Origin of the sequence: Legionella maceachernii (assembly GCF_900167045.1) — a bacterium.
Lineage (GTDB): Bacteria > Pseudomonadota > Gammaproteobacteria > Legionellales > Legionellaceae > Tatlockia > Tatlockia maceachernii.
Genome location: NZ_FUXJ01000006.1, coordinates 30,513 through 53,205 on the forward strand (window position 1 = coordinate 30,513; position 22,693 = coordinate 53,205).

Sequence of the window (22,693 nt, forward strand, 5' to 3'; positions counted from 1 at the left end):
TGTCTTTGTAAGGACACCACCATGGGGACTGGCACTTCATTTGTTGTTTTCGTCATTTTTATCGCCTTCTTTTTTGATTTTATTAATGGCTTCCATGATGCCGCCAACTCCATAGCCACCATTGTCACCACAAAAGTTTTAACGCCGCGTCAAGCCGTATTATGGGCTGCATTTTTTAACCTAATTGCATTCATGTTTTTTAGTTTGATGGTTGCTCAAACCATTGGCAGTGGATTGATTGATACAACCATTACCGATGCACAGCTTATCTTTGCTGCTTTAGTCGGGGCAATTTTTTGGAATTTGGTCACCTGGTATTATGGGCTACCTTCCAGTTCATCCCACGCATTGATTGGCGGGCTTGCTGGTGCCGCTATCGCTAAAGGCGGTATAGCCGCACTTAAACCTGCAGGCTTTATTAAAGTCGCCATTGGTATTTTTGTTTCTCCTGCAGTTGGTCTAATCATTGGATTTTTGTTGACTTTTTTAACTGGCCTCCTCTTAAAAAAATATTCTGAGCCCGCTGTTAATAAACTATTTAGGTGGTTTCAACTTGCCTCTTCCGCTCTATTAAGTCTGACGCATGGAGGTAACGATGCACAGAAGACCATGGGAATCATTGCTGTTCTACTGTTCTCCTCTTCTTTGCTGGGAGATACTTTTTATGTCCCTTTTTGGGTGATTATTTCTTGTCAGGTTGTTATTAGCCTAGGCACACTCGCTGGCGGATGGCGAATAGTGCATACCATGGGCAGTAAAATCACCGAATTAAATCCTATGCGAGGTTGTGCCGCTGAAACGGGTGCTGCAATAATGATTTTTGCTGCCACTGAATGCGGCATTCCTGTGTCAACCACTCATACGGTCACTGGATCAATTGCAGGGGTCGGCCTTCAAAACGGGATTAATGGAGCCCATTGGCCCATTTTGAGACGAATATTTCTTTCGTGGTTACTCACTATTCCTGCTGCAGGCATCATCGCCGCAGCAATTATGCTGACGTTTTTCTAACTACCCGCAAATAATCGAAATAACTCTCGCGTTAAACTTGTTAAAAACACAGCATAGATAAATGACCCAATATAAGCCAAGACGAGTATGAGGCCATCATTCTCAGAAAGCCCTAAACCAAATAAGATGATTAGAAAAGCAAAAATAAAATTACTGAATGGAATAGGGAGCAAAAGTAAAAGGCTTAATCCCAATAACACAACTCCATGTAAGCGCTCCATGAGTGGTGAAGTAAAAAATGACCAACGCGGTTTTAGCAGGTGTTCGATTAAGGATAAATAAGGTAACGTTTTATCCACCACTTTTTTCAACTTTTGTGTTTCAACTGTACGATTGGCGAGTACCTTCGGTAACCACAAACTGGGTTTTGCAGCAATGATGTGAAGCGCAATAAAAACAATGGGCAAACCAAAAATGAAAGAAAAACCAGGCACTACGGATATAGGTAGGGCGCTGGGCAAGGCAAATAAGATAATGATTAAACCATAAGCCTGCGCCCCAATTGATTTTATTAATTCACCGTACGAGACAGAAACCTCATCTTCATGAGTTTTAATGAGCTCTTTGAGTAACTCCACAATTCCAGTTTGTTTACGCACCTTTTTGTTCTTTTTTATTCAGTTTACTGTTGAAACGCCCGTAAAACCAATAAATGAGCATCCCAGCCACCATCCAAATGATAAAACGCATCATTGTAACCCATGGTAGATGAAAAATGAGGTAGGCACAACTTAGGATGCCTAAGACGGGAATAATTGGCATGAATGGCGTTTTAAAAGGGCGAGGTAATTCCGGATGAGTATAGCGCAAGATAATAACGCCCGTGCAAACCGTGATAAACGCGAAAAGCGTTCCGATATTCACTAACTCAGCCAAATCATGCATGGGTATTAATGCCGATAATAAAGCCATGACTAAACCACTCACTATGATAATGCGTATGGGCGTTTTGGTGTAGGGGTTAACAACCGAAAAAAATTCAGGGAGCAAACCATCGCGGGCCATGGCTAAAAAAATGCGACTCAATCCATAAAACAAAACGAGCATTACCGTTGTTAAACCGGCTATTGCACCTATGCCTACCAGTGCAGCCGCTATCTTATACCCCAACGTGAGTAAAACATGCGAAATGGGTGAAGATTGGTTCAAAGTGTAGTAAGGGACTATACCCGTCAGTAAGCCAGAAACGATGATGTATAAAATGGTACAAATAAGTAATGAGCCAATAATGCCTATCGGCACATCGCGTTGCGGCTTAATGGCTTCTTCGGCAGCAGTGGAAACCGCATCAAATCCAATGTAAGCAAAAAAGATTAAAGAGGCGCCTTCGATTACCCCTTTCCAACCAAAAGGCATGAACGGTGTCCAATTTTGCTCCTTAACCTCTGTCACAGCTATAGCAATAAAGATACAAATGACCGTCAACTTGACAAGCACGATGAAATTATTAAAGCGCGAACTCGATTTAACACCATAAATGAGTAACATCGCTAAAAAAAGAATGACAAAAAAAGCAGAGAAATTGAAAATGCCGCCATCTCCTAAGCCATGAAGCAAGGCAGGATGCAATTTTAGCCTAATTGCATGTAAAAAATCATTGAAGTAGCCGCTCCACCCGACGGAGACCGCCGAAACCGAAATCGAATATTCAAGCAATAAATCCCAACCCACTATCCATGCAATCAACTCCCCAAAACCAGCATAAGCATAACCATAAGCACTCCCACAACCACCGACGCTTGCAGCCAACTCGGCATAGGACAACGCAGCAAAAGCACAGGCAAATCCTGCTACGACATAAGATAAAATAATTGCTGGACCCGCTTGGGTTGCAGCCACAATCCCTGTTAATACAAAAATACCAGCACCAATAATCGCACCCACACCTAGAAAAATTAAGTCAAATGCAGATAAACAGTGCGCTAAACCACTTTCGGTATCAAGGGAATCATTGACCGCTTTTTTGCGAAACAAGTCCATGTTAGTATGCCTACAAGAAAGAGTAAATTTGCTATATGCCCTGCAAAATAAAAGCCAATTTTTGCAAAGACACATTAAAACTTTAACATTAAAGCGGCTAGGTAGAAACCTAGTTTTATCGAACATCGCATGAAAAAAATACCGGGCTGTCTACTATTCTTTTTTTTACACACCGCGCTTGCTCATAACTCTATAGCCTGCTCAAATTGGCCTGCCTGGATACAACCAGTCTGTCACCGCCTCTATCAAATTTGGACAGAGGGAAATAATGAACTTTATCTTAGCGGTTACGCTTGGCATAACCGCTTTGTTTATCCGAAAACGAGAATAAAAAGATTTAATGAGCAAGCATGGGGTGGGGGGTTAGGAAAAGGTTTATTTGACGGGCGCGGTAATTGGCGAGGGCTCTTTGCCATTGCTTTTTTAGATTCGCACAAAAATGTCGAACCAGCTATAGGCTACGCCTTTCTCAAAGTAATGAGTTTAAGTGAGCAAGTGCGTTTTGGTGTGGGATATTCTGTCTTAGTTACTGCTCGCCCAGATATATTGCACGGAATTCCGTTCCCAGGAGCTATTCCTTGGGTGTCAATAAATTTTAATAAAGTCTCTATCGCAGCCACTTACATTCCTGGAGGTTCACACTCAGGCAATGTACTTTTTATGCTGGGTAAATGGAGTTTTGACTTTTTCTAGCCCACCTATTGGACAACAAAATTGTTCTTGCATAAAAGAATCAGCATTGCTAGTCTGGCGAAGTTTTTCAATCAAAGGAGCGACCTATATGACATTAAAGTCTAAATTATTCTGCTTGATAAGTGCCATCATTATTACATGTTCTTCTTTTGCAGCGCCGAAAAAATGCCCAAGCGCTAATGCAATCAAAATGGAAGGTGTGTCAATGGCAATGGAGCTGTTTCCCAGAGTCTATTATGCTTATCATGTCAGTGAATATGACACTAATGAGCCCTGGTTCTTTGCGGTAGGTCTTTTTGCTTCTAATTCCAAAACTGAAGCAATAGCCGAAGGAAATAAACAACTTCCTAGCTTAATGGGTAATCCCACTCCCCTCCGTGTTGAAGATTATTGGTTTTGTGATTATGACATCAATGGAGAATTTGCCGCTGTGGCTGTTTACACTGACACAGGAAATGCTCCGCTTAAAATCAAACAATTCTTTTATACAATACATTAATTTCGAGATCGGAAGTAAACCAGATCATTAGTGAAGGAATTTGATTTTATGCAACGGTGTGCGTGGTGTACTAAAGATCCGCTTTATACGGCCTATCACGATGAAGAGTGGGGGGTTCCTGTTAGAAACCCTCCCAAATTATTTGAGATGATTGTGTTAGAAAGCATGCAAGCCGGCTTAAGCTGGCTCACTGTTTTAAGAAAACGAGAAGCCATGCGCCACGCTTTTTATTCTTTTTCTCCAGAAAAATTAGCGCGCCTCACTGACGAAGAGATACAAGTTTTATTAAGCAATGAAGCAATTATTCGCAACCGTTTAAAGATAAAATCGGTCAAAACCAATGCTCAAAGTTTTTTGCGCATTGCTGAGCATGAAAATATCGTGGATTATTTTTGGCAATTCACCGATGGAAAAATTATACAAAACAAACGCAACGCATTAAGCGAAATTCCGGCAATTACCACAGAATCCACTGCCATGGCCAAGCAATTAAAAAAAGACGGTTTTGTCTTCATGGGACCAACCACATGCTATGCTTTCATGCAGTCAGTGGGGATAGTGAATGATCATCTTCTGTCCTGTTTTCGTTACAATGAAATCGCCCATCCCTAAGCTCAAGAGGCCCCCTACTCTGCCGGTAGAAATTTTGATAAGTAAATCACCAAAGGTCCTAACTAAGCGTCTATAATGTTAGAAACAAGTACGGTTGGAGAATGCGATGAAGGGACTGCTAGCTAAACTCATCTATTTGGTTTTAATGGCAATTAGCTTTTCATGCTTTGCTGATAAAATTCTTCTTACCGGAAGGCCTGTCGTCTTAATGCCAGAAGCAGATTATTACACTTTTCCTAATACTTACGTACCAAGTCACAACTTTCATTTTGTTAACGTTAGTGGTGACAACAGGGTTTGTTTTCTCAATCAACAACCACAGCTTACACCACTCGATTTATTGCGAATTAACATCGTGCAAAACAATAAAAAATTTTTGTGGTATTGCTATCGTTATGATCCACGATATTTTACAGTGGATTACTAAGACATCGCTAACAAAGAACGCTTAAACGCTTTAATATGACGATAAGCATCATCGATGCGGCTTTGACTGATTTCACCTGACTTTACTTTTGCTTCGATGATGTCAATAACCTCTTTGGAATCCTGCGGCTGTTCAGATAACTGGTTACCAAAAATAAACATATCAGCACCTGCGTTTATCGCTAAAGTCAGAGCCTGCTCTAAACCGTAATGCTCGCTAATCGCTTTCATTTGCATGTCGTCAGTAACAATGACACCGTCAAATTGCAGTTGTTGCCGCAAAAGCCCTGTTAATATTTTATACGATAAAGTAGCCGGTAATCCTGACTCATCGAGTCGCTGATTGACAATGTGCGCTGTCATGACCATATTGCAGCTATCACTTCTACCCAAAAGCAATTTAAAGGGCTCTAATTCGGACTCCTGCCAGCTATTGGTCACATCGACAAAATCACGATGCGAATCCGCGTTGGAGCTCCCGTGACCTGGGAAATGTTTAAATGCACATTGGGCTTTATGCTGAAGAAAATAGCGAGAATAAATACTCGAAAAACCCGCTACCTCATTGGGATCAGCAGAAAAACTGCGATCTTGTTTGCCAATTATTGGATTATCTGGATTAACATTCACATCAAGATCGGGCGCAAAATTTAAATTAAACCCCGCCTCTTCCAACGTTTTTCCCATCGTATCAGCCAATCTTTCCGCTTTACCCACTCCCATCTTACCGATTTGTGCTGCGGGATAGGTTTCAGGGAATCCATATTCCGTTTTTAATCGATTAACTGCTCCTCCTTCATAATCCACCGAAATCAGTAAAGGCAGTTGCAAACGATGATGGGTTTGGTTTGCGCGTCTATTCGCTTCTTGTAAATCATGATTTAATTTTCTTACTTGCTCAGGATTTTCAATGTTTTTATCAAAACGTTGAGTGCGGTAGTTATAATCAAATAAAATAACGCCGCCAATGTTATCGTCATTAACTGCCTTAATAATGGGTGAATTATCATCTATTCGTTTGCCTTCAAATCCGATAATTAACATTTGGCCAATTTTTTCTCTCAGACTAAGCTCCTCGGCAGCAAGAATCTGATTGGTGAAAAATAAGGCCATTCCGACAATTAATAATTTGAAGTAATTCATAGTTCATCCCAATAACTAAAGGCCATCAATGATAACAATTTAAACAAAAAGAATCAATAATAAGCTTTTCGGGCTATTGATATACATTGATTAGAGAAAGAACTCGTGGGTAATATTGTTTATTTCTTCAAGAAGTTATAACTTCTATAGCAATTTTCTTGAATAGATTAGCCATTTCCGTTTTAAGGCCATCATGTGGAAATCGTTCGTTGCTATTGCGCTAGGCGCGGCTTTAGGAGCCTTATTTCGCTGGTTTCTTGGGCTTAAGCTTAATCATTTATTCCCTGCAATACCACCAGGAACCCTCGCTGCAAACCTGCTGGGTGGGTACATCATCGGTTTAGCAATTGCTTTTTTTGCCTATCTCCCCTACATTGGATCAGAATGGCGCTTGTTTATCATTACTGGTTTTTGTGGGGGATTAACCACTTTCTCCACATTTTCGGCAGAGATTGTGACTTTATTACAAGAAGGGCGCTACGGTATGTTTCTAGGGGAAATTGCGCTTCACTTAACAGGTTCCGTACTCATGACGCTCGCAGGAATGGCGACATGGTTTGGAGTAGAGTGCCTATTTGAATGAATAGCCCTTATTAAATAGAGGCAAAGTTAACCGATATTTACCTTCGTCAAAAAGCGCTAAAATATTAATTTAACCAAAATTATGCTACTTTTTAAATGAACCTTTTTAGGATGACTAAAATGAACTCTTTTATTGAGCAAGCGCGATTTTACGGGACTTACCATCAGAAACCAATTACCTGCTACACCCATTTAGTCGGGGTGCCTTTGGTTGTTTTTTCCCTCATGGTTCTTTTAGGGTTTATCCATTTGGTTATCCCAGGGGTATTGGATATTACTCTTGCCGGCATAGCAACCCTGATATTACTCCTTTATTACTATTACCTTAATTGGCGCTTAGCCTTAGTCCTTACTGGTGTTTTCATTATCTTGCTTTGGTTTGCACATCTGGTGAGCTACTATGGGCCCACGAGTACAGCACTCTGGATTTTTATAGTGACTTTTGTGCTAGGTTGGGCCATACAATTAATAGGCCACCTTATGGAAGGGAATCGCCCTGCATTCACAGACAATCTCTGGCAAGCACTGATTGCACCCATGTTTTTAACCGCGGAGGTTTTTTTCCTAAGTGGCCGCATGCAAGATTTAAAAGCGCAAATTCATGGAGAAGCTGAGCTATCAGGGCCCCTCGAGACTCAAGAATCCACAGAAGAAACAGATACGGATACGCAACTTTAATAAACCTGTCCCTGTAGCCCGGCTCAAGACAAAGCAGGGCTATGCGGTGATCATAAAGCAATGATGAATGTGTTTGCTTCTTTTGAAATCGGGGTCGATTGTTTCAGCAGTAATGTCCTTTACTTTATACTTTTCATTCACTTCTGGAGATAGCTTAAACTGTCTCAAATTGGTGGAAAAATACAAAATACCCTCTGGATTTAAAATTCGCATGGCTAAACCAATTAATGACACGTGATCGCGCTGCACATCCAATGTGTGTGTCATTCGTTTTGAATTAGAGAAGGTCGGGGGATCTAAGAAGATGACATCAAAGTGATCCCGAGTTTTTTTTAGCCATTCAATACAATCAAAATGAATAAATTGATGCCTTGATCGATCAAGATGATTAAGCTGGAAATTTTCTTCAGCCCAACTTAAATAAGTTTTTGATAAGTCCACGTTGGTAGTGATTGCCCCAACTAAAGCGGCATGCACACTTGCGGTGGCCGTATAGCAAAAGCAATTAAGAAAACGGGTACCAGGCGCTAACTGAGAAAAGCGCATTCGCATTGGTCTATGATCTAAAAACAAGCCTGTATCTAGATAATCATACAAATTCACTTTTAGTTTTGCTTGCCCTTCAACGACTGTCATGGTGCGTTTAGTGTGCTTCATTTTTTGATATTGATTGCTGCCTTTTTGCTGTTTTCGTTGTTTGACTACCAGATTGTCAGGCGAGACACCTAAAGCACTGGGTACTGCTTGAATCACCTCTAAACTGCGCTTTTCGGCTTTGTGAGAGGGGATGCTTGCGGGTGGTGCATATTCTTGCAAGACGGCATGATCATTATAAATGTCAATTGCAAAAGCATATTCAGGAAGATCGGCATCATAAACCCGATAACAGCTAATATGGTTTTTTTTCACCCATTTTTGCAAATGGTTAATGTTTTTTCTTAGTCGATTAGCAAGCATTTGCGCCCCTGAGGATAAAGCGCCCGCTTCTTTTCCTTTGAAAAGATTCTCTGTGCTAAGGGTTAGGCAATATAACTTACATTCCAAGGCCCCATTAAACAAAGTGTACTGTTTGCCTGCGCGTAAACCCAGCGCTTTGGCAAGCATTGAGTTAGACGTTAAGACCGCGGCTTGCCAGCCTTGATAATGAGCATGAAGTGTATTCCCTAACTGCTGATAGAGGGGAACAAGTTGAGTCGCATCGCCTAAGCGCTCTCCGTAAGGCGGATTGCAAATGACAAGTCCCTTAACATGGGTTGGCCTGCAGTCTTTAACCGCTAATGTGGAAAATTCCACTAGCGGCAACACACCGGCACGTTCGGCATTGGCATGAGCAATTTTAATCAGTTTAAGATTATTGTCCGTTCCGCGCAATTTAACAGGCGTTGGCTTTACTTGTTCTAACGCATGTGCCCTTATTTTTTCCCATAAAGAAGATTGGTGTTGCACCCAATGAACAAGTGCTTGATCATGACGCAGTAATCCTGGCGCAATGTGCGCTGCCATCATTGCGGCCTCTATCACCAAGGTTCCAGCACCACAGAATGGATCATGTAAAGCGTAACCTGCGGCTGCAAGCTGTGGCCATTTTGCACGCAATAACATGGCTGCTGCGATATTTTCCTTTAATGGCGCTTCACCTGCTTGGGTGCGGTAACCGCGTTGATGCAAACTATAACCGGTCAAATCTAAACTCACCGTCACATTATCATCTTTTAAATAAGCATGTAATCGGATTTCTGGCCTTCCTCGATCCACGGTAGGCCGCGTCCCTTTAAATTGGCGAAAATGATCAACGATGCCATCTTTCACGACTTGTGCACCAAACATTGAATTGCGAATATGCGTTGATGAACCATGAAATTCGATTGCCAACGTTTTATCCGGTGTAAAAACAGTCTGCCAAGGGAATTGATTGCACAATTTATAAAGCGTTTGCTCGTTATGGGCTTCTCCGCTAAACAAAATAAGTTGAATACGATTAGCCAATCGCGTCCATAAGCAAAGATGATAGAGGGTTGCTAAGTCGGCCTCGCCATAAACCCCTTGTGGATTAACACGGGTCACATGAAGTCCTAAAGTCCGCATTTCTTCCTCTAAAAGGTACTCCAGTCCCTTAGGACAACTGATAAAAAGAGAATAATTCATGATAAACAAGCCCTCACGTAGCGAAAGAGAGCTTTAGCTGCCCCTGTGTGCTTGTCACTGCCTTGTTCGTCCATAGCCTTTTTAACTAACTGGCGAAGCTGTTGGATATCATCTTGCGGGTATTGCGCAATAAAGGCTGTGAGGGCTTCTTTTCCTCCATGAATTAATTTATCACGCCACTGCTCTACCTCATGAAACACCGCTGTTTGCGCATTGTCTTCAGCCAAAATAGCCTCATAGGCTTTTAAAATCGCCTCGCTGTCGGCAGCGCGCATAAGCTTACCAATCAGTTGAGACTGACGCCTTATAGCACCATGACTTTTAATTGATTTTGCATCGATAATGGCTTGCCGTAAATTAGGAGGTAATGGCAAAGCATCTAGTTTTGTCAAATTTAAATCAATCAATTTAACGCCCATTTTTCTTAGCGCCTCGGCATCACGTTTTTTTTGCGATTTACTTTTTAATTCTTCCATTTATTGGCCTATAAAAAAATTGCTAACATTAGCGTAACTTAAGCAAAAACACAGTATTTTTTAATTTTAGCATTTTGCCAAAGCAGCTAGTGAGAAAACAGGAAAAACTGCTATTTAAACAGCAAGAGAGGAAGTGGTCGCCTGCTCATAACGCCTTGACCTAGAACGAAAATACGCACGGCTGATAGCAAAAAGGTTGTAAATTAAAATACAAAGCAATAAAGAATGCAACCAAGTAACAGTGATATGTGTGAAAAGAGGCAACGTAATGAAAACACCGATGCAACCTGCAACGCTTAAAATAAGGGTTTTTTTCAATGGGATTTTATTTTGTTGCACAAAAACCAAAGTGGTAAGAGGTTGCTGCATGGCGCCAGCAGTAGTCATAATAGGAAACGCCACAACCGGAGATACATTCATGAGAAATAAGACCGCTTGAACCATCACAAATAAACCGATGCCAACAGAAGTTAAAGCCCCACAAACAATCATCGCGAAAAATCCAACAACAAGCCTCCAAGAATGCAATTCCACCAGATCGCCACCAACAGGCATCACACGCAATTGATGACAAATTAACAAGCCAATTATTACTGCAAAACAACACATCATTGCTAAACGAATTGCCTGCTTACTTAAACGACTGACAACAGCTCCACCGATTAAACCACCTAAACAAGTTCCAGTCACCAAAGTGATTAGGGTACCTAAATCCACATCAATTAATTGCATGAAAAAGAATGATTCGAAAGTACCTGGAATAACCTGGGCACCATTATTCACTGCCGGTAATTCATCATCAGGAAAAGTGCCCAGTAGTTTTGCTAAAGCAACGTTCACTGCAAAACTACCTATGCCTAAGGTGTCTGCAATAAAAGCCAAAATTCCGCTTATGCTCAGTTTGACATAATCTAAAAACGATAACTGCACAGAAGGCTGATACTTAAGTCGATAAAACATGGCCACTACACAGATTACACTTAAGATCACTATTGCATAAATCAAGAAAGTAATTGCCATCGCGCCCCTGCTAAAGACCTAGTTGCAACTTAAACCCATATCGATCTCTTGTATCCTTAAGTACGAGCAATTCTAATCAAGTGCTTATTTTGAATACTTGGGTATAAAGAAAAGGGAGTATTATACATTGTTTGCTCTGTCAAGCAAATAACAATGTGTTCAAATTTATCACAAAAAGCTCGTTTATTGAAATATAACTTCATTTGTTTTCTATTTCAAATGGCTTAATCTTTTTAAATTAGTCCAATATGTACCTCATACGAAGAGGCGCTTTGCTATTTGTGCCACATGTTTACCTTGGTAGCGTGCTATTTGCCGTTCAAGGGCGCTTGGTGTACGACTTCCATCAGAGCCAGCAATGGTACCAGCCCCATAAGGCGAACCACCGTGTAATTCAGTGGTATTCGTCAGCCCTTTTTCAGCATAGGGAACACCGACTAAAATCATGCCATGATGAATTAAGGTATTCCAAAAGGAGAGAATCGTGGACTCATTGCCACCTCCTGTTCCTGTGGAACAAAAGACACTACCAATTTTGCCAATTAACTCGCCATTCATCCACATACTACCTGTTTGATCAAGAAAATTTCGCATTTGCGCTGCCATATTCCCAAAACGAGTTGGTGTCCCGAAAATAATGGCATCATAATTGGCAAGCTCTTTAGGCACAGCAATTTCTGCTTTTTGATTTAATTTAACGCCCGCTTTTTTTGCAATGTCCTCTGGCATAGTTTCCGGTACGCGCTTTAATGTCGCTATCACGCCGTCGACTTCAGAAACCCCTTTGACAACCTCTTCTGCCATCGCTTCTATGTGGCCATAGCTGGAATAATATAAAACTAATACCTTAGTCATTGATTTCTCCTTGATTAAAAGCGGTTGTTATGAAAATCCTCTACCGCTTGCCTCACCTCTTCTTCAGTGTTCATAACAAAGGGACCAAGCCTGGCAATTGGTTCCTTCAATTTTTTAGCGGTAATGAGCAAGCAGTGTGAATCATGTGCAAGACCTTGTAGGTTTAAAGACTCACCAGGGCTTAGTATAGCCAAGTGACGTGATTTAACTGTTTCCCCCTGAATCATGATTTCGCCCGATACCACAAAAACCATGGATTGATGATTTTTAGCGATACGTTGTTCGAATATTTGCTGCTTCGGTAAACGAATATCGAGAAAAAGCGGTTCAGTAGCAATCCCAGCGATTGGGGATTGGATTCCTTGATCTGTTTTACCGGCAATGACTTTGATTCGAATCCCCGACTCATGATTCTCCACAGGCAATTGTGACGCAGTATATTCTTGATAACGGGGTTTTGTCCATTTATCCACAGCAGGCAAATTCAGCCATAATTGAAGACCGGTAATGCCTTCGTTATTTTTCTGTGGCATTTCGGAATGAATTATTCCTCGGCCGGCAGTCATCCACTGCACATCGCCAGGACCAATTACACCTTGATGGCCTTGATTATCTTGATGAGCGATTTGACCTGTTAAAAGATAAGTAATCGTCTCGAAGCCACGATGAGGGTGAGAGGGAAAGCCAGCGATATAATCCATCTCATTATCACTATCGAAAAAGTCAAACAAGAGAATCGGTTCAAAGGGATTTTTACGGTCAGCGCCAATATAGCGCATCAGTTTTACTCCAGCACCTTCTCGGATTAGAGTCCCTATTAATTGCTGCTCAACATGGATTGTGCGCATTGCTCTATACCTATTCGAAAGAGTAAGTCTAGGATAGATGAAAAATGGGTAATTTGCCTAGCACAGTGCGATCATTTGATGCTTTTTTAACCAGTAATCACTTTACAGGTATTTCCTATGTTAGAATGGCCTTATCTTGACCTATGGAGTTACTGAATGCGTTGCATCCCTTTCATTCTTTCACTTTTTGTTGTTCTCTTCACTGCAAACCCTGGAAATTGCTCGAGCGTCATCTTAAAAGACACAAGCGGGCATCGCATCCCTTTTGATAGCTTGAAAGGCAAATGGGTTCTTATTAATTACTGGGCTAGCTGGTGCCAGCCATGCCTCGATGAAATTGCTGAATTAAACCGTTTTTATAAAAAGAGTAGTGACAAAGTCGCTTTATTTGCAGTGAATTATGATTCTCTTCCTTTATCTCACCAACTTGCTTTAATTAGGAAATACAATATTAGCTACCCAAGCTTGCAATATAATCCCGCCCGAGAGCTTAAACTAGGAGATATACGAGGTGTACCGGCAACGTTTGTTTTTAGCCCTGAAGGTAAACTACGCGATGCTTTATATGGTAATCAAACTGTAGAGAGCTTAAATCGGGCAATTCGCTCCAATAGTTAACGTCTTTGTCCTATTTCAAGCAACGATAATACCGCCTGTCTTTTTTTGAAAGTCATTGTTATGAATAGGAAAGATTTACTGCAAATTGTTGCAAAATCAATTCCATAAATATAAAAAAAGTTTAAAATGCTATTTTCCAATCAAAACCGGCTACATTATGTATTTGCGAGTTTTAATCTTATTACTCTTTACCAATGTTGCAATCGCTGGACCATGGTGGACAGGACCTTTGCTTGCTCCTGCTGGCAAAACGATTCCAGCAGGTCATTTTAATTTCGAACCTTATGCTTTTTACACGACTTATCCAGGGGATTTTAAAAACATCGAAATTATTCCTATTTTAACTGCTGGTCTTACTGATTTTTTAGACTTACAAACCGCACTACCTTATGATTACAGCTGGATTCAAAATCAACACTCCACTGAAATTGGCGATTATAGTTTAGCTTTAGGCATTCAACTATTGAGGCAAAAAGAAAAAAGCTGGATTCCTGATCTTCGAGTTGCCATTCAAGAGATTTTTCCAACAGGAAGATTTGAAGGCTTGGATCAAAGAAAATTAGGATCAGATCAGACAGGAATAGGCTCCTACATCACATCCATAGGCTTTAACTTCCAAAAACTGTGGGAGCTTCATAACCAACACTACCTCCGTGGCCGTTTAAGTCTTGTCGCTGCATTTCCAAGTAGCTCGAGAATCGAAGGTGTGAGCGCCTTCGGAGGAGTAGAGTCGACAGAAGGGAGTGTTCGCCCTGGAAACATTTATTCTACTGATATCGCATTTGAATATGCACTCACCCAACACTGGGTTCCAGTCTTCGAGGTCCTTTATATTCACAGTTCAAATACTGGTTTTAGCGGTAATCCAGGATTTACGCCCAGCGGTACTCTTGCCAGTATCGGAGGACCCGGTGGAGACTCCGTTTCTTTAGCACCCGCTGTCGAGTTTAATTTCACCTCTTCTTTGGGAATTATTGGTGGGATTTGGTTTTCAGTGACTGGACCGCATGCTTCCAAATTCACCACAGGCGCAATTGCCGTAAATTACTTTTTCTAAACTTTAACTGTGTTTCTGGATAAGGCTGATACCAAGCCTTATCCATGATTTGGTGTTTTAGCTTTCTATTTTCATTTCAGTAAATAGGCGCTTGCGCTGCGTCTGAGTTAATTTAATTTTTAAATACCATCCACCTTCATCCGCAGGAGTTTCCTGAAGGACCGCGTCTAATTGATAAAGTTTTGCGCGCAGTTTTGCTTCTGATGGCTTTATAAATAGTACTTCTTCATGAATTTTGCCCTGAAGTTGAATAGCAATGGCCTCACGCAATAAATCAAGCCCGGCTCCGCTTTTAGCCGAGACCCACACTTTGCAAGCGTCTTCTTGTTGATCGATTTTGGGATGCCACTCCTCCTGTAAATCAATTTTATTGAACACTTGAATGGTAGGTATATCGATCACCCCAATTTCGGTTAATACTTGTTGCACAGCAAAAGCCATATCACGCCAATGTGGATCAGCAATATCAATAACATGTAACAATAAATCAGCTTCTTTTGTTTCTTCCAGCGTTGCACGAAAAGCTTCAATCAGTTGATGGGGCAAATCGCGAATAAAACCAACGGTATCTACCAAAATTGCTGTGGCAGCACCGGGCAATTCTATTTTGCGCATGGTGGGATCTAATGTCGCAAATAATTGATCCGCAACATAAATTTGCTCGCCCGTTAAGGTATTAAATAGCGTGGATTTACCCGCGTTAGTATAACCCACAAGCGATACAGTGGGTAATGCTGCTTTTTGTCGCGCACGGCGATTTTGATCGCGGTTTCTTCTTACTTTCTCTAACCGCTTATTGATGGATTTAATTCGCTCACGCACCAAGCGTCGATCCGTTTCTAGCTGAGTTTCACCTGGGCCTCTTAGACCAATTCCGCCTTTTTGACGTTCTAAGTGAGTCCAGCCACGGATAAGACGAGTAGAAATATGTTGCAATTGTGCCAATTCGACTTGTAATTTTCCTTCAAACGTTCTGGCTCGTTGCGCAAAAATATCAAGAATTAGACCACTTCGGTCCACTACTCGGCATTGGAGCAACCGCTCCAGATTTCGCTCTTGCGAAGGGGATAATTCATGGTTGACCAAAACCAGTTCCGCAGCATGTTCCGAAACAAGTTGTTGGATCTCTTCCGCCTTACCAGCACCCACGTAATACTTCGCTTCCGGTGTGGCGCGAGCCCCAAGCACACAAGCCACAACCTCAGCTTGTGCAGATAGAGCCAACTCCTTAAACTCAGCCAATGCTTTTTCTGCATCGACACCAGGAAGCGCCAATTGGACTAAGATGGCGCGCTCGCCACTTTGTGGACGTTCAAACAAGACGGCATTTCCATTAACAAGAATGGTGTTAGTCTGCCATATTTCCTTCGTCCTCACCAGTGGGCAGCTTAACCATCCGTGAGGGTACTACCGTCGAAATGGCGTGTTTGTAGACCATTTGCGTGACGGAATTTTTTAACATTACTACATATTGATCAAAGGCATCAACTACACCGTGTAATTTGATACCATTGACCAAAAACACGGATACCGGGATCTTTTCTTTGCGTAATTCGTTGAGAAAGGGATCTTGTAAGAGATGATTTTTAATCATTGCCTACTCCTTATTATTATTTTATTCAGGCAACTGCTTTCATTAGTGTAATCGGCGTGTAAATGGAAAACTTTATGCCTTAAGCCTATTTTTTTTACATAAATTACAACTGAAAGTCTTTATAGAAAATTTTTATACTTTCGTTATTTCTCATGACATTTCTTTAGTAACTATAGTAGTATCATATGCAAACAAAATGATTAATAGCTTGTCAGCGTTAGGATCAAAATCAATAAACGCTACCTCATGCCTACTTATCTCTCTTCTTTTCTTTCTCTTGTTCAGGCTCCATAGCCCAATAACGAGACAATGCCATCATTCATTTGAGAAATCTCTTACGTATTGGGCATCAATTCCTTCAATGACAATTGGCTTAGAACAGATATACTTAAACAATAGAAGGATGACACGGATTGTCTGACAGGATGTCAAATTAAGGGACAAGCACAATGGACGTGCTCCGCCGCAAGGATGCGGTTTTTAATTCGATGGCAAATAGAAGTTCTTTCTTCGAAATTCCCGTATATCGGCTTCAACCTATATACGGGTGCCTTTTTTGATAACCCCTCACACAAGTAAGAGCAATCAAACATCGATGTTTTCCGCCTCCAACGCATTGCTTTCAATAAAGTCTCTTCGAGGCTCCACGTTATCGCCCATGAGCGTTGTGAATATCTCGTCTGCTGCAACAGCATCTTCTATACTCACTTGTAACATGCGTCTCACTTCTGGATCCATCGTGGTTTCCCACAGTTGCTCAGGATTCATTTCTCCGAGACCTTTATAACGTTGAATGGTTTGACCTCGTTTTGCCTCTTCCATGAGCCAATCCAGTGCTTGCTCAAAAGATTCAACGGGTTGGGTTTTCTCACCGCGTTTTACCATTGCTCCCTCATCGAGAAGAGTTGATAATTTCGCGCCCAGATGGCATAGCTCTTTATAATCTTTTGACAGGAAAAATTCGGCATTCAAGGAAATGTAATGCTCCGAACCATGCTGCTTAATCAATGCGCGAGGAAGATAGGTATCATTTTCTTTGTTATGCACAATATCCACGTGATAGTGTAGGTTTTTATTGTCCAATTGCTGCAGACTAAGATGCAATTGCTTTACCCAATTGCTCATCACGTCTTGTTTTTTAAAATCTTCGCTTTGCAGTTGAGGCAAGTAACCAATTCTTCGGAGAATTTCTCCATCATAGCGTCTGGTATGACGCTTTATTATTTTCTCAACGCGTCGATACTGCTTCACTAACTCTTCCAATGCCACTGAAGCAATCGCAGGCGCCCCTTTCGCTGGGAAAAATTCTGCACTATCTATTGCATTTTGAGTTAAGTATTCAAAAAGCGCTTCGTCATCTTTGACATACTGCTCTTGTTTACCTCGCTTCACTTTATACAATGGCGGCTGAGCAATATAGATATACCCTCTCTCGATAAGCTCAGGTGTTTGTCGATAGAAAAAGGTAAGTAATAAAGTGCGAATATGCGAACCGTCTACGTCAGCATCAGTCATGATGATGATGCGGTGATAGCGCGTCTTATCCGGATCGTATTCATCAGGCCCGATACCACAACCCAGTGCAGTTATTAGCGTAGCCACTTCTTGCGAGGAAAGCATCTTATCAAAGCGAGCTTTCTCGACATTGAGAATTTTACCCTTAAGTGGCAATATCGCTTGAAACTTTCGATCTCGTCCTTGTTTTGCCGAGCCTCCCGCTGAATCACCCTCGACGATATAGAGTTCAGAGAGAGCAGGGTCTTTCTCTTGGCAGTCAGCCAGTTTTCCAGGTAAACCTGCAATATCCAGCGCACCTTTACGCCGCGTCATTTCTCTTGCTTTGCGAGCAGCCTCTCTAGCGCGAGCAGCGTCAATGATTTTTCCAACAATCGATTTGGCAATACTGGGATTTTCTAATAAGAAATCATTCAATTTTTCTGAAACTAACGATTCTACTGCCGCTTTCACTTCCGAAGAGACGAGCTTATCTTTCGTTTGTGAGGAAAACTTCGGATCCGGAACTTTTACTGACAATACAGCAGTAAGGCCTTCCCGTGCATCGTCCCCCGTCGTGGTGATTTTTGCCTTTTTCGCATAACCCTCATTTTCAATATAAGAATTAAGAGTTCGGGTCAATGCTGCTCTAAAACCTGCTAAGTGGGTTCCGCCATCGCGCTGAGGAATGTTATTGGTGAAACAAAAAATGGTTTCTTGAAACGAATCATTCCACTGCAGGGACAATTCCACACTAATGTTGTCTTTTTCACCGCTAAGTGAAAAAACAACCGGCATGATAGGGGTTTTATTGCGGTTTAAGTGTTCAACAAACGCCTTAATACCCCCTTCATAGCAAAATGTATCTTGCTTTTGAGTACGCTCGTCATACAAATGGATACGAACACCTGAATTTAGAAAGGACAATTCGCGTAGTCGTTTCGCAAGAATATCGTAGTGAAACTCAATGTTACTGAAGGTAGCTGGACTGGGTTTAAACCAGACTTGAGTTCCTGTTGTGTCCGCCTCTCCGGTTACCGCTAAGGGTGAATCAGGGACGCCGTGACGATAGTGTTGCTCGTGTACTTTACCATTGCGACGAATGGTGAGGTGTAGTTCTTCGGAAAGCGCATTAACAACAGATACACCTACACCGTGTAATCCGCCTGATACTTTATAGGAATTATCATCAAATTTTCCTCCTGCGTGCAAAATTGTCATGATGACTTCTGCAGCGGAGCGGCCTTCTTCTTTATGAATATCTACCGGTATTCCTCGGCCATCATCTTTAACCGTTATTGATTCGTCGGCATGAATGATAACTGAAATTTCGTGACAATACCCCGCTAACGCCTCATCGATGGAATTGTCTACTACCTCGAAAACCATATGATGCAAGCCAGTGCCATCATCGGTGTCACCAATGTACATACCCGGACGCTTTCTAACCGCGTCTAAGCCTTTCAACACTTTGATGTTCGACGAATCATAACTCGCGTCAACACTCATGAGGACCCTCTTTGCCTAATGGTCAATCGAATTAAATATTATATCACGAATAGCAGTTCTTTTGTATGATTCGATGTTGAGGATCAGGGCACACGCATCTCATTTTTGAATATAAACACCTGTCTTTTTGCCTAGCAACGCACTTAATCCAACGGTAAAACTTGAGCTTGCTTTTGGTAATTAGGCGGCAAAATAAGCATTTACAACAGAATGAGCCTCACCATCCATTTTGATTTTCCCATGTTCCAACCATATCACTCTGTTGCATGTGTTCAGTATCAGCTCAGGAGAGTGGCTAGCAATAATGAGAATATTGGTAGACTGGACAACCTCTGTCATTCTTTTTTCCGCCTTACGTTTAAAATTTTCATCCCCCACGGATAGCCATTCATCCATCACAAGAATCTCGGGGCGGAGAATGGTTGATACCGCGAAAGCTAAACGTAAATGCATACCTGTAGAATAAGTACGAACAGGTACATCAATAAAGTTACCCAACTCGGAAAACTCCACGATGTTATCCAAGTGCTTTTTTATCTCGTTTCTTGTCATTCCAAGAAGGCCACCTCGTACATAGATGTTTTCTCTACCCGTAGCCTCGGAATCGATACCCAAGGAAATATCAATCAGTGAGCCGATCTCACCCTTTGTTTGAACGGTTCCGTAAGAAGGTTCATAAACACCACTGAGCAACCGCAGCAGCGTGCTTTTCCCTGCACCATTATGGCCAATTAGCCCAACTCTATCGCCGTCTTTAAGCGAAAAATTCAGATTTTCTAAAGCACGTACAACCACAACGCCCTGCTCCGTGGCACCTAATTGCCCACCGGTAGCAACCTGCATAAGACGCTTCTTGAGTGACCGGCTATTTGTGTTATAAATAGGGAAATCGACACTAACGTTATTAAATTCAATTGAAGCCATATTTTTATAACCAATAAGCAATTCGCCGCTTGTAACGACTATAGATTTGTAAGGTCACACCCCATCCAAACAATGCCAGCATGATTGATACAAGCCAATTAGTTAAAGTCGGAGTATGCCCAAGTAAAGGAGCGCGAATGATTTCGAGCAAATGAAAAGCGGGATTGTACTCTAAAAAGTACCCTCTTCCAGGTGGTAAAAGAGAGGGCATCCACATGATTGGCGTCAAATAAAAGACTACTTGTAATAGACTAGTGACCATCTGAGAAAAATCACGATATCTTGTACAAACAGTAGCCAGCAATAAGGCAACCCAAGTCAAATTAATCAATGCTAATAAAAATCCTGGGATACTTAATAAGGCTACCCAATACAGCGGCTTCCCAACCACTAATAATACCAAAGGAAAAATGAGGATATTGTGTCCCAATATGAGAATATTTCGCCAAATCATTCGCATGATATGGACAAATAAGGGCAAGGGTAATTGTTTAATAATCCCTTCTGCTGCGATAAATCCGGTACATCCTTCGGTGATAATTGAAGAAAAAAAGCCCCATAGGATAATTCCAATCGATAAAAAAGGTAAAAACTCTCTCAAAGAAGAATTAAAAATCTGTCCAAATACAATACCGATTGTGCCGATCATGATTCCCATACTGATCGTTAACCAGAAGGGACCTAGCGCTGAACGCCTATAACGCTGACGAATATCCTGTGATCCTAATATTCTCAAAAGAGAATAGCGTTTAGCTGCGGCAGCAATATCTAATAAGGCAATATTTATTGAGCCATTTCCCATTAAAAAACCATGCTTGACAAAAATCAGCCATTCTAATCTGTGTTACAGAGGGCTGTCAATTACGCTAATCATTCCTACAGGGCAAGATCATGCCAAGCTGATCAAATAAAAACGGTTTAATTGGGCAATGTTTTGTCACTTCCGCGCAGGCGGGTACCTTTCAGCAGGTTAATTCCTTAGTTTGTTTGCAAGAATTGGGTTCCCGCCTGCGCAGGAAGGGCTCATTAAAGCGACTATGTATAGATTGCTAATCTATACAGCCGCTGGGTTAACCTAGTTGAGGTGAAACACTACTTAAGTCACCGCTAATTTCATTATTTTCGTTCAACCAACCTAACTCTCTCATAACCATTCGGCTGCGAGCACCACTACCTTTTGCAGAATGCCCTTGGGCATGACGGACCAGCTCTTTTAATGATCCTTCTCTATTTACATAGCTTGTAGCAAAAAATGAATACAAACCGCACCAAGCACTTTGATCAGCAGCAAATTGTTTATCATAAGCGGATAAAAACTTAGATTTTAATTTTTCTAAATCTTGTCTTAATTTTTCTGCAGCAAAATGAGTTTCTAAATACTCATTAACCGGTTGATTGTTATATTTTTTAGCAAAATCCATGATATCAATAATGGATTTTTGCGATACATCAGTGAGATTTGTATGTAATCGTGCAACACGCTGCACTAAGGTCACATTAGCAGTAGTAATGGCTGATCGCATTAAATGGATAAAAAACTCAAGTGGCAGATCACCATTATCTATTGCATTACTCGTCTGCTCTATTTGACCTAAAAATTCATCCAAAAATTTAGAGCCTACTATTCTTGCCTGATCGAGGGCTTGGTTTAGAAAAGTATCGTTATTGAGGGCCGGTAAAATATCATTTTCAAGTTCTCTAACAAAGGTAAGGTCTCCTTCCGGTATTTGACTACAATTCATTTCGTAGATAGCGCAAGCAACGGCATTAGCTAGAAGTAGCAAACCATGCTGAGAACCTCTTTTAGAACGGTTGCTTAGATCATCTCGATAACCCGCTTTTAAATCATCTAAAGTAGGAATAACAGGTAACTCTAGCCCGCCAAAATCGGAGACAACATCCCAAAACATGTATCGTGCAACTGGAGGTTTCTTTTCAGATACCTCGAAACAAAAATGCTCACTATCGTCGTTAGATTGCAATGCTCCAATTGGTAATAAAAATGTCATAGCAAGTGCAAATTCGTTAATAATTTTTTTAAACATTTCTTGCACAAAAGCAGCAATTTTAAATTGCTCTCTCATCGCCACAAAATTAGGGGCTTGCCCAATAATTTTTTCCGTACTTTTATAATTATAAATTACAATAGACTCCTCTTCACAAAGACTCTTAAAATCTTTTGCTAAGAGAACGTTAATTGTATAAGCAGGTTTTCCAGGTTGCTTAATTTCAAGAGGAACAACTTCAAATTGCTGCGTTTTTAATCCTATAGAGCTAATTTGATCAAGCTTTGATTTTTCTTGCTTAATTTTTTTGTCTCATTCTTCTTCACTACGCCATTTATTAGGAATAAAAAAACATTGATTTTGGCCTTTGAGTTTAAATATAGTTTTCTCAGATCCGCCACCTAGTTTCTCACAATCAAATCTTGAAAAAATTTGGCCCTTTAAAGTTAGTGTAGTACCCTGTGCATTCGCGAAAAAACAGCTTAACCATTCTCTCATTTTAAATCCAAATAAAAATTAATAT

Annotated in this window: 24 protein-coding genes; 9 read left to right on the forward strand and 15 right to left on the reverse strand. The window is 41.1% G+C overall.

Annotated elements, in window-relative coordinates; all coding sequences use genetic code 11:
• Positions 1–21 precede the first annotated feature (21 nt).
• On the forward strand, positions 22–1,011 hold the full coding sequence (locus tag B5D33_RS05990) for an inorganic phosphate transporter (protein WP_058453601.1): 990 nt from the start codon (positions 22–24) through the stop codon (positions 1,009–1,011).
• Here B5D33_RS05990 and B5D33_RS05995 read toward each other — a convergent pair.
• A complete protein-coding gene (locus B5D33_RS05995) occupies positions 1,008–1,610 on the reverse strand; it encodes an exopolysaccharide biosynthesis protein (protein ID WP_058453602.1) in 603 nt (200 codons plus the stop codon). The genes B5D33_RS05990 and B5D33_RS05995 overlap by 4 nt on opposite strands.
• On the reverse strand, positions 1,603–2,991 hold the full coding sequence (locus tag B5D33_RS06000) for an amino acid permease (protein WP_058453603.1): 1,389 nt from the start codon (positions 2,989–2,991) through the stop codon (positions 1,603–1,605). Before B5D33_RS06000 ends, B5D33_RS05995 begins: the two co-directional genes overlap by 8 nt.
• A 129-nt stretch (positions 2,992–3,120) precedes the next feature.
• On the opposite strand from B5D33_RS06000, the gene pagP reads away from it, so the two are divergent.
• The 4 genes from pagP to B5D33_RS06020 all read left to right on the forward strand — a co-directional run bounded on the left by pagP (position 3,121) and on the right by B5D33_RS06020 (position 5,222).
• Positions 3,121–3,684, forward strand: coding sequence for a lipid IV(A) palmitoyltransferase PagP (gene pagP / locus B5D33_RS06005; RefSeq protein WP_058453604.1), 564 nt, complete (start codon positions 3,121–3,123; stop codon positions 3,682–3,684).
• Positions 3,685–3,772: 88 nt separating this feature from the next.
• Entirely contained in the window at positions 3,773–4,183 is a 411-nt protein-coding gene (locus B5D33_RS06010; protein ID WP_058453605.1) for a DUF4949 domain-containing protein, read from the forward strand.
• A 48-nt stretch (positions 4,184–4,231) separates the two neighbouring features.
• Positions 4,232–4,795 (forward strand): DNA-3-methyladenine glycosylase I, encoded by a 564-nt coding sequence (locus B5D33_RS06015; protein ID WP_058453606.1) that lies wholly within the window; start codon positions 4,232–4,234, stop codon positions 4,793–4,795.
• Between the two features lie 106 nt (positions 4,796–4,901).
• On the forward strand, positions 4,902–5,222 hold the full coding sequence (locus B5D33_RS06020) for a hypothetical protein (protein WP_058453607.1): 321 nt from the start codon (positions 4,902–4,904) through the stop codon (positions 5,220–5,222).
• Here B5D33_RS06020 and B5D33_RS06025 read toward each other — a convergent pair.
• Positions 5,219–6,364 carry a glycoside hydrolase family 3 protein gene (locus B5D33_RS06025; RefSeq protein ID WP_058453608.1) on the reverse strand — a complete coding sequence of 382 codons (1,146 nt, stop codon included), beginning with the start codon at positions 6,362–6,364 and terminating at the stop codon, positions 5,219–5,221. The two genes, B5D33_RS06020 and B5D33_RS06025, sit on opposite strands and share 4 nt — an antisense overlap.
• Positions 6,365–6,557: 193 nt before the next feature.
• Here B5D33_RS06025 and crcB point away from each other — a divergent pair, with 193 nt between their 5' ends.
• Together crcB and B5D33_RS06035 are read left to right on the forward strand one after the other, a co-directional pair.
• The gene (gene crcB, locus B5D33_RS06030; RefSeq protein ID WP_058453609.1) at positions 6,558–6,947 is read left to right on the forward strand and encodes a fluoride efflux transporter CrcB; all 390 of its coding nucleotides are present in this window, start codon (positions 6,558–6,560) and stop codon (positions 6,945–6,947) included.
• A gap of 119 nt (positions 6,948–7,066) precedes the next feature.
• On the forward strand, positions 7,067–7,624 hold the full coding sequence (locus B5D33_RS06035; RefSeq protein ID WP_058453610.1) for an Mpo1 family 2-hydroxy fatty acid dioxygenase: 558 nt from the start codon (positions 7,067–7,069) through the stop codon (positions 7,622–7,624).
• Between the two features lie 39 nt (positions 7,625–7,663).
• On the opposite strand, the gene rlmKL is transcribed toward B5D33_RS06035, so the two are convergent.
• The 5 genes from rlmKL to B5D33_RS06060 all read right to left on the reverse strand — a co-directional run bounded on the left by rlmKL (position 7,664) and on the right by B5D33_RS06060 (position 12,968).
• Positions 7,664–9,769: a bifunctional 23S rRNA (guanine(2069)-N(7))-methyltransferase RlmK/23S rRNA (guanine(2445)-N(2))-methyltransferase RlmL gene (gene rlmKL, locus B5D33_RS06040; protein WP_058453611.1), complete on the reverse strand. Its 2,106-nt coding sequence runs from the start codon at positions 9,767–9,769 to the stop codon at positions 7,664–7,666.
• On the reverse strand, positions 9,766–10,245 hold the full coding sequence (gene yjgA / locus B5D33_RS06045; RefSeq protein ID WP_058453612.1) for a ribosome biogenesis factor YjgA: 480 nt from the start codon (positions 10,243–10,245) through the stop codon (positions 9,766–9,768). Before yjgA ends, rlmKL begins: the two co-directional genes overlap by 4 nt.
• A 114-nt stretch (positions 10,246–10,359) precedes the next feature.
• Complete coding sequence (locus B5D33_RS06050) at positions 10,360–11,265, reverse strand: sulfite exporter TauE/SafE family protein (protein ID WP_058453613.1); 906 nt, start codon at positions 11,263–11,265, stop codon at positions 10,360–10,362.
• A gap of 255 nt (positions 11,266–11,520) precedes the next feature.
• The gene (gene wrbA / locus B5D33_RS06055) at positions 11,521–12,120 is read right to left on the reverse strand and encodes an NAD(P)H:quinone oxidoreductase (RefSeq protein ID WP_058453614.1); all 600 of its coding nucleotides are present in this window, start codon (positions 12,118–12,120) and stop codon (positions 11,521–11,523) included.
• 14 nt (positions 12,121–12,134) lie between these two features.
• Entirely contained in the window at positions 12,135–12,968 is an 834-nt protein-coding gene (locus B5D33_RS06060; protein WP_058453615.1) for a pirin family protein, read from the reverse strand.
• A gap of 156 nt (positions 12,969–13,124) precedes the next feature.
• Here B5D33_RS06060 and B5D33_RS06065 point away from each other — a divergent pair, with 156 nt between their 5' ends.
• Both B5D33_RS06065 and B5D33_RS06070 read left to right on the forward strand, forming a co-directional pair.
• Complete coding sequence (locus tag B5D33_RS06065; RefSeq protein WP_058453616.1) at positions 13,125–13,586, forward strand: TlpA family protein disulfide reductase; 462 nt, start codon at positions 13,125–13,127, stop codon at positions 13,584–13,586.
• Between the two features lie 157 nt (positions 13,587–13,743).
• A complete protein-coding gene (locus B5D33_RS06070) occupies positions 13,744–14,643 on the forward strand; it encodes a transporter family protein (RefSeq protein WP_058453813.1) in 900 nt (299 codons plus the stop codon).
• Positions 14,644–14,700: 57 nt separating this feature from the next.
• Here B5D33_RS06070 and hflX read toward each other — a convergent pair whose 3' ends face one another.
• The 7 genes from hflX to B5D33_RS06105 form a co-directional block, all read right to left on the reverse strand.
• On the reverse strand, positions 14,701–15,963 hold the full coding sequence (hflX, locus tag B5D33_RS06075; protein WP_058453617.1) for a ribosome rescue GTPase HflX: 1,263 nt from the start codon (positions 15,961–15,963) through the stop codon (positions 14,701–14,703).
• Positions 15,964–15,991: 28 nt separating this feature from the next.
• Complete coding sequence (gene hfq / locus B5D33_RS06080; protein ID WP_058453618.1) at positions 15,992–16,237, reverse strand: RNA chaperone Hfq; 246 nt, start codon at positions 16,235–16,237, stop codon at positions 15,992–15,994.
• 585 nt (positions 16,238–16,822) lie between these two features.
• Entirely contained in the window at positions 16,823–19,240 is a 2,418-nt protein-coding gene (gyrB, locus tag B5D33_RS06085) for a DNA topoisomerase (ATP-hydrolyzing) subunit B (protein ID WP_058453619.1), read from the reverse strand.
• 180 nt (positions 19,241–19,420) lie between these two features.
• Positions 19,421–20,164: an ABC transporter ATP-binding protein gene (locus tag B5D33_RS06090; RefSeq protein ID WP_058453814.1), complete on the reverse strand. Its 744-nt coding sequence runs from the start codon at positions 20,162–20,164 to the stop codon at positions 19,421–19,423.
• Positions 20,165–20,168: 4 nt separating this feature from the next.
• Positions 20,169–20,966 (reverse strand): ABC transporter permease, encoded by a 798-nt coding sequence (locus tag B5D33_RS06095; protein ID WP_058453620.1) that lies wholly within the window; start codon positions 20,964–20,966, stop codon positions 20,169–20,171.
• Positions 20,967–21,234: 268 nt separating this feature from the next.
• Positions 21,235–22,248: a hypothetical protein gene (locus tag B5D33_RS06100; protein WP_058453621.1), complete on the reverse strand. Its 1,014-nt coding sequence runs from the start codon at positions 22,246–22,248 to the stop codon at positions 21,235–21,237.
• 234 nt (positions 22,249–22,482) lie between these two features.
• Entirely contained in the window at positions 22,483–22,668 is a 186-nt protein-coding gene (locus B5D33_RS06105; protein ID WP_058453622.1) for a hypothetical protein, read from the reverse strand.
• Between the last annotated feature and the right edge of the window lie 25 nt (positions 22,669–22,693).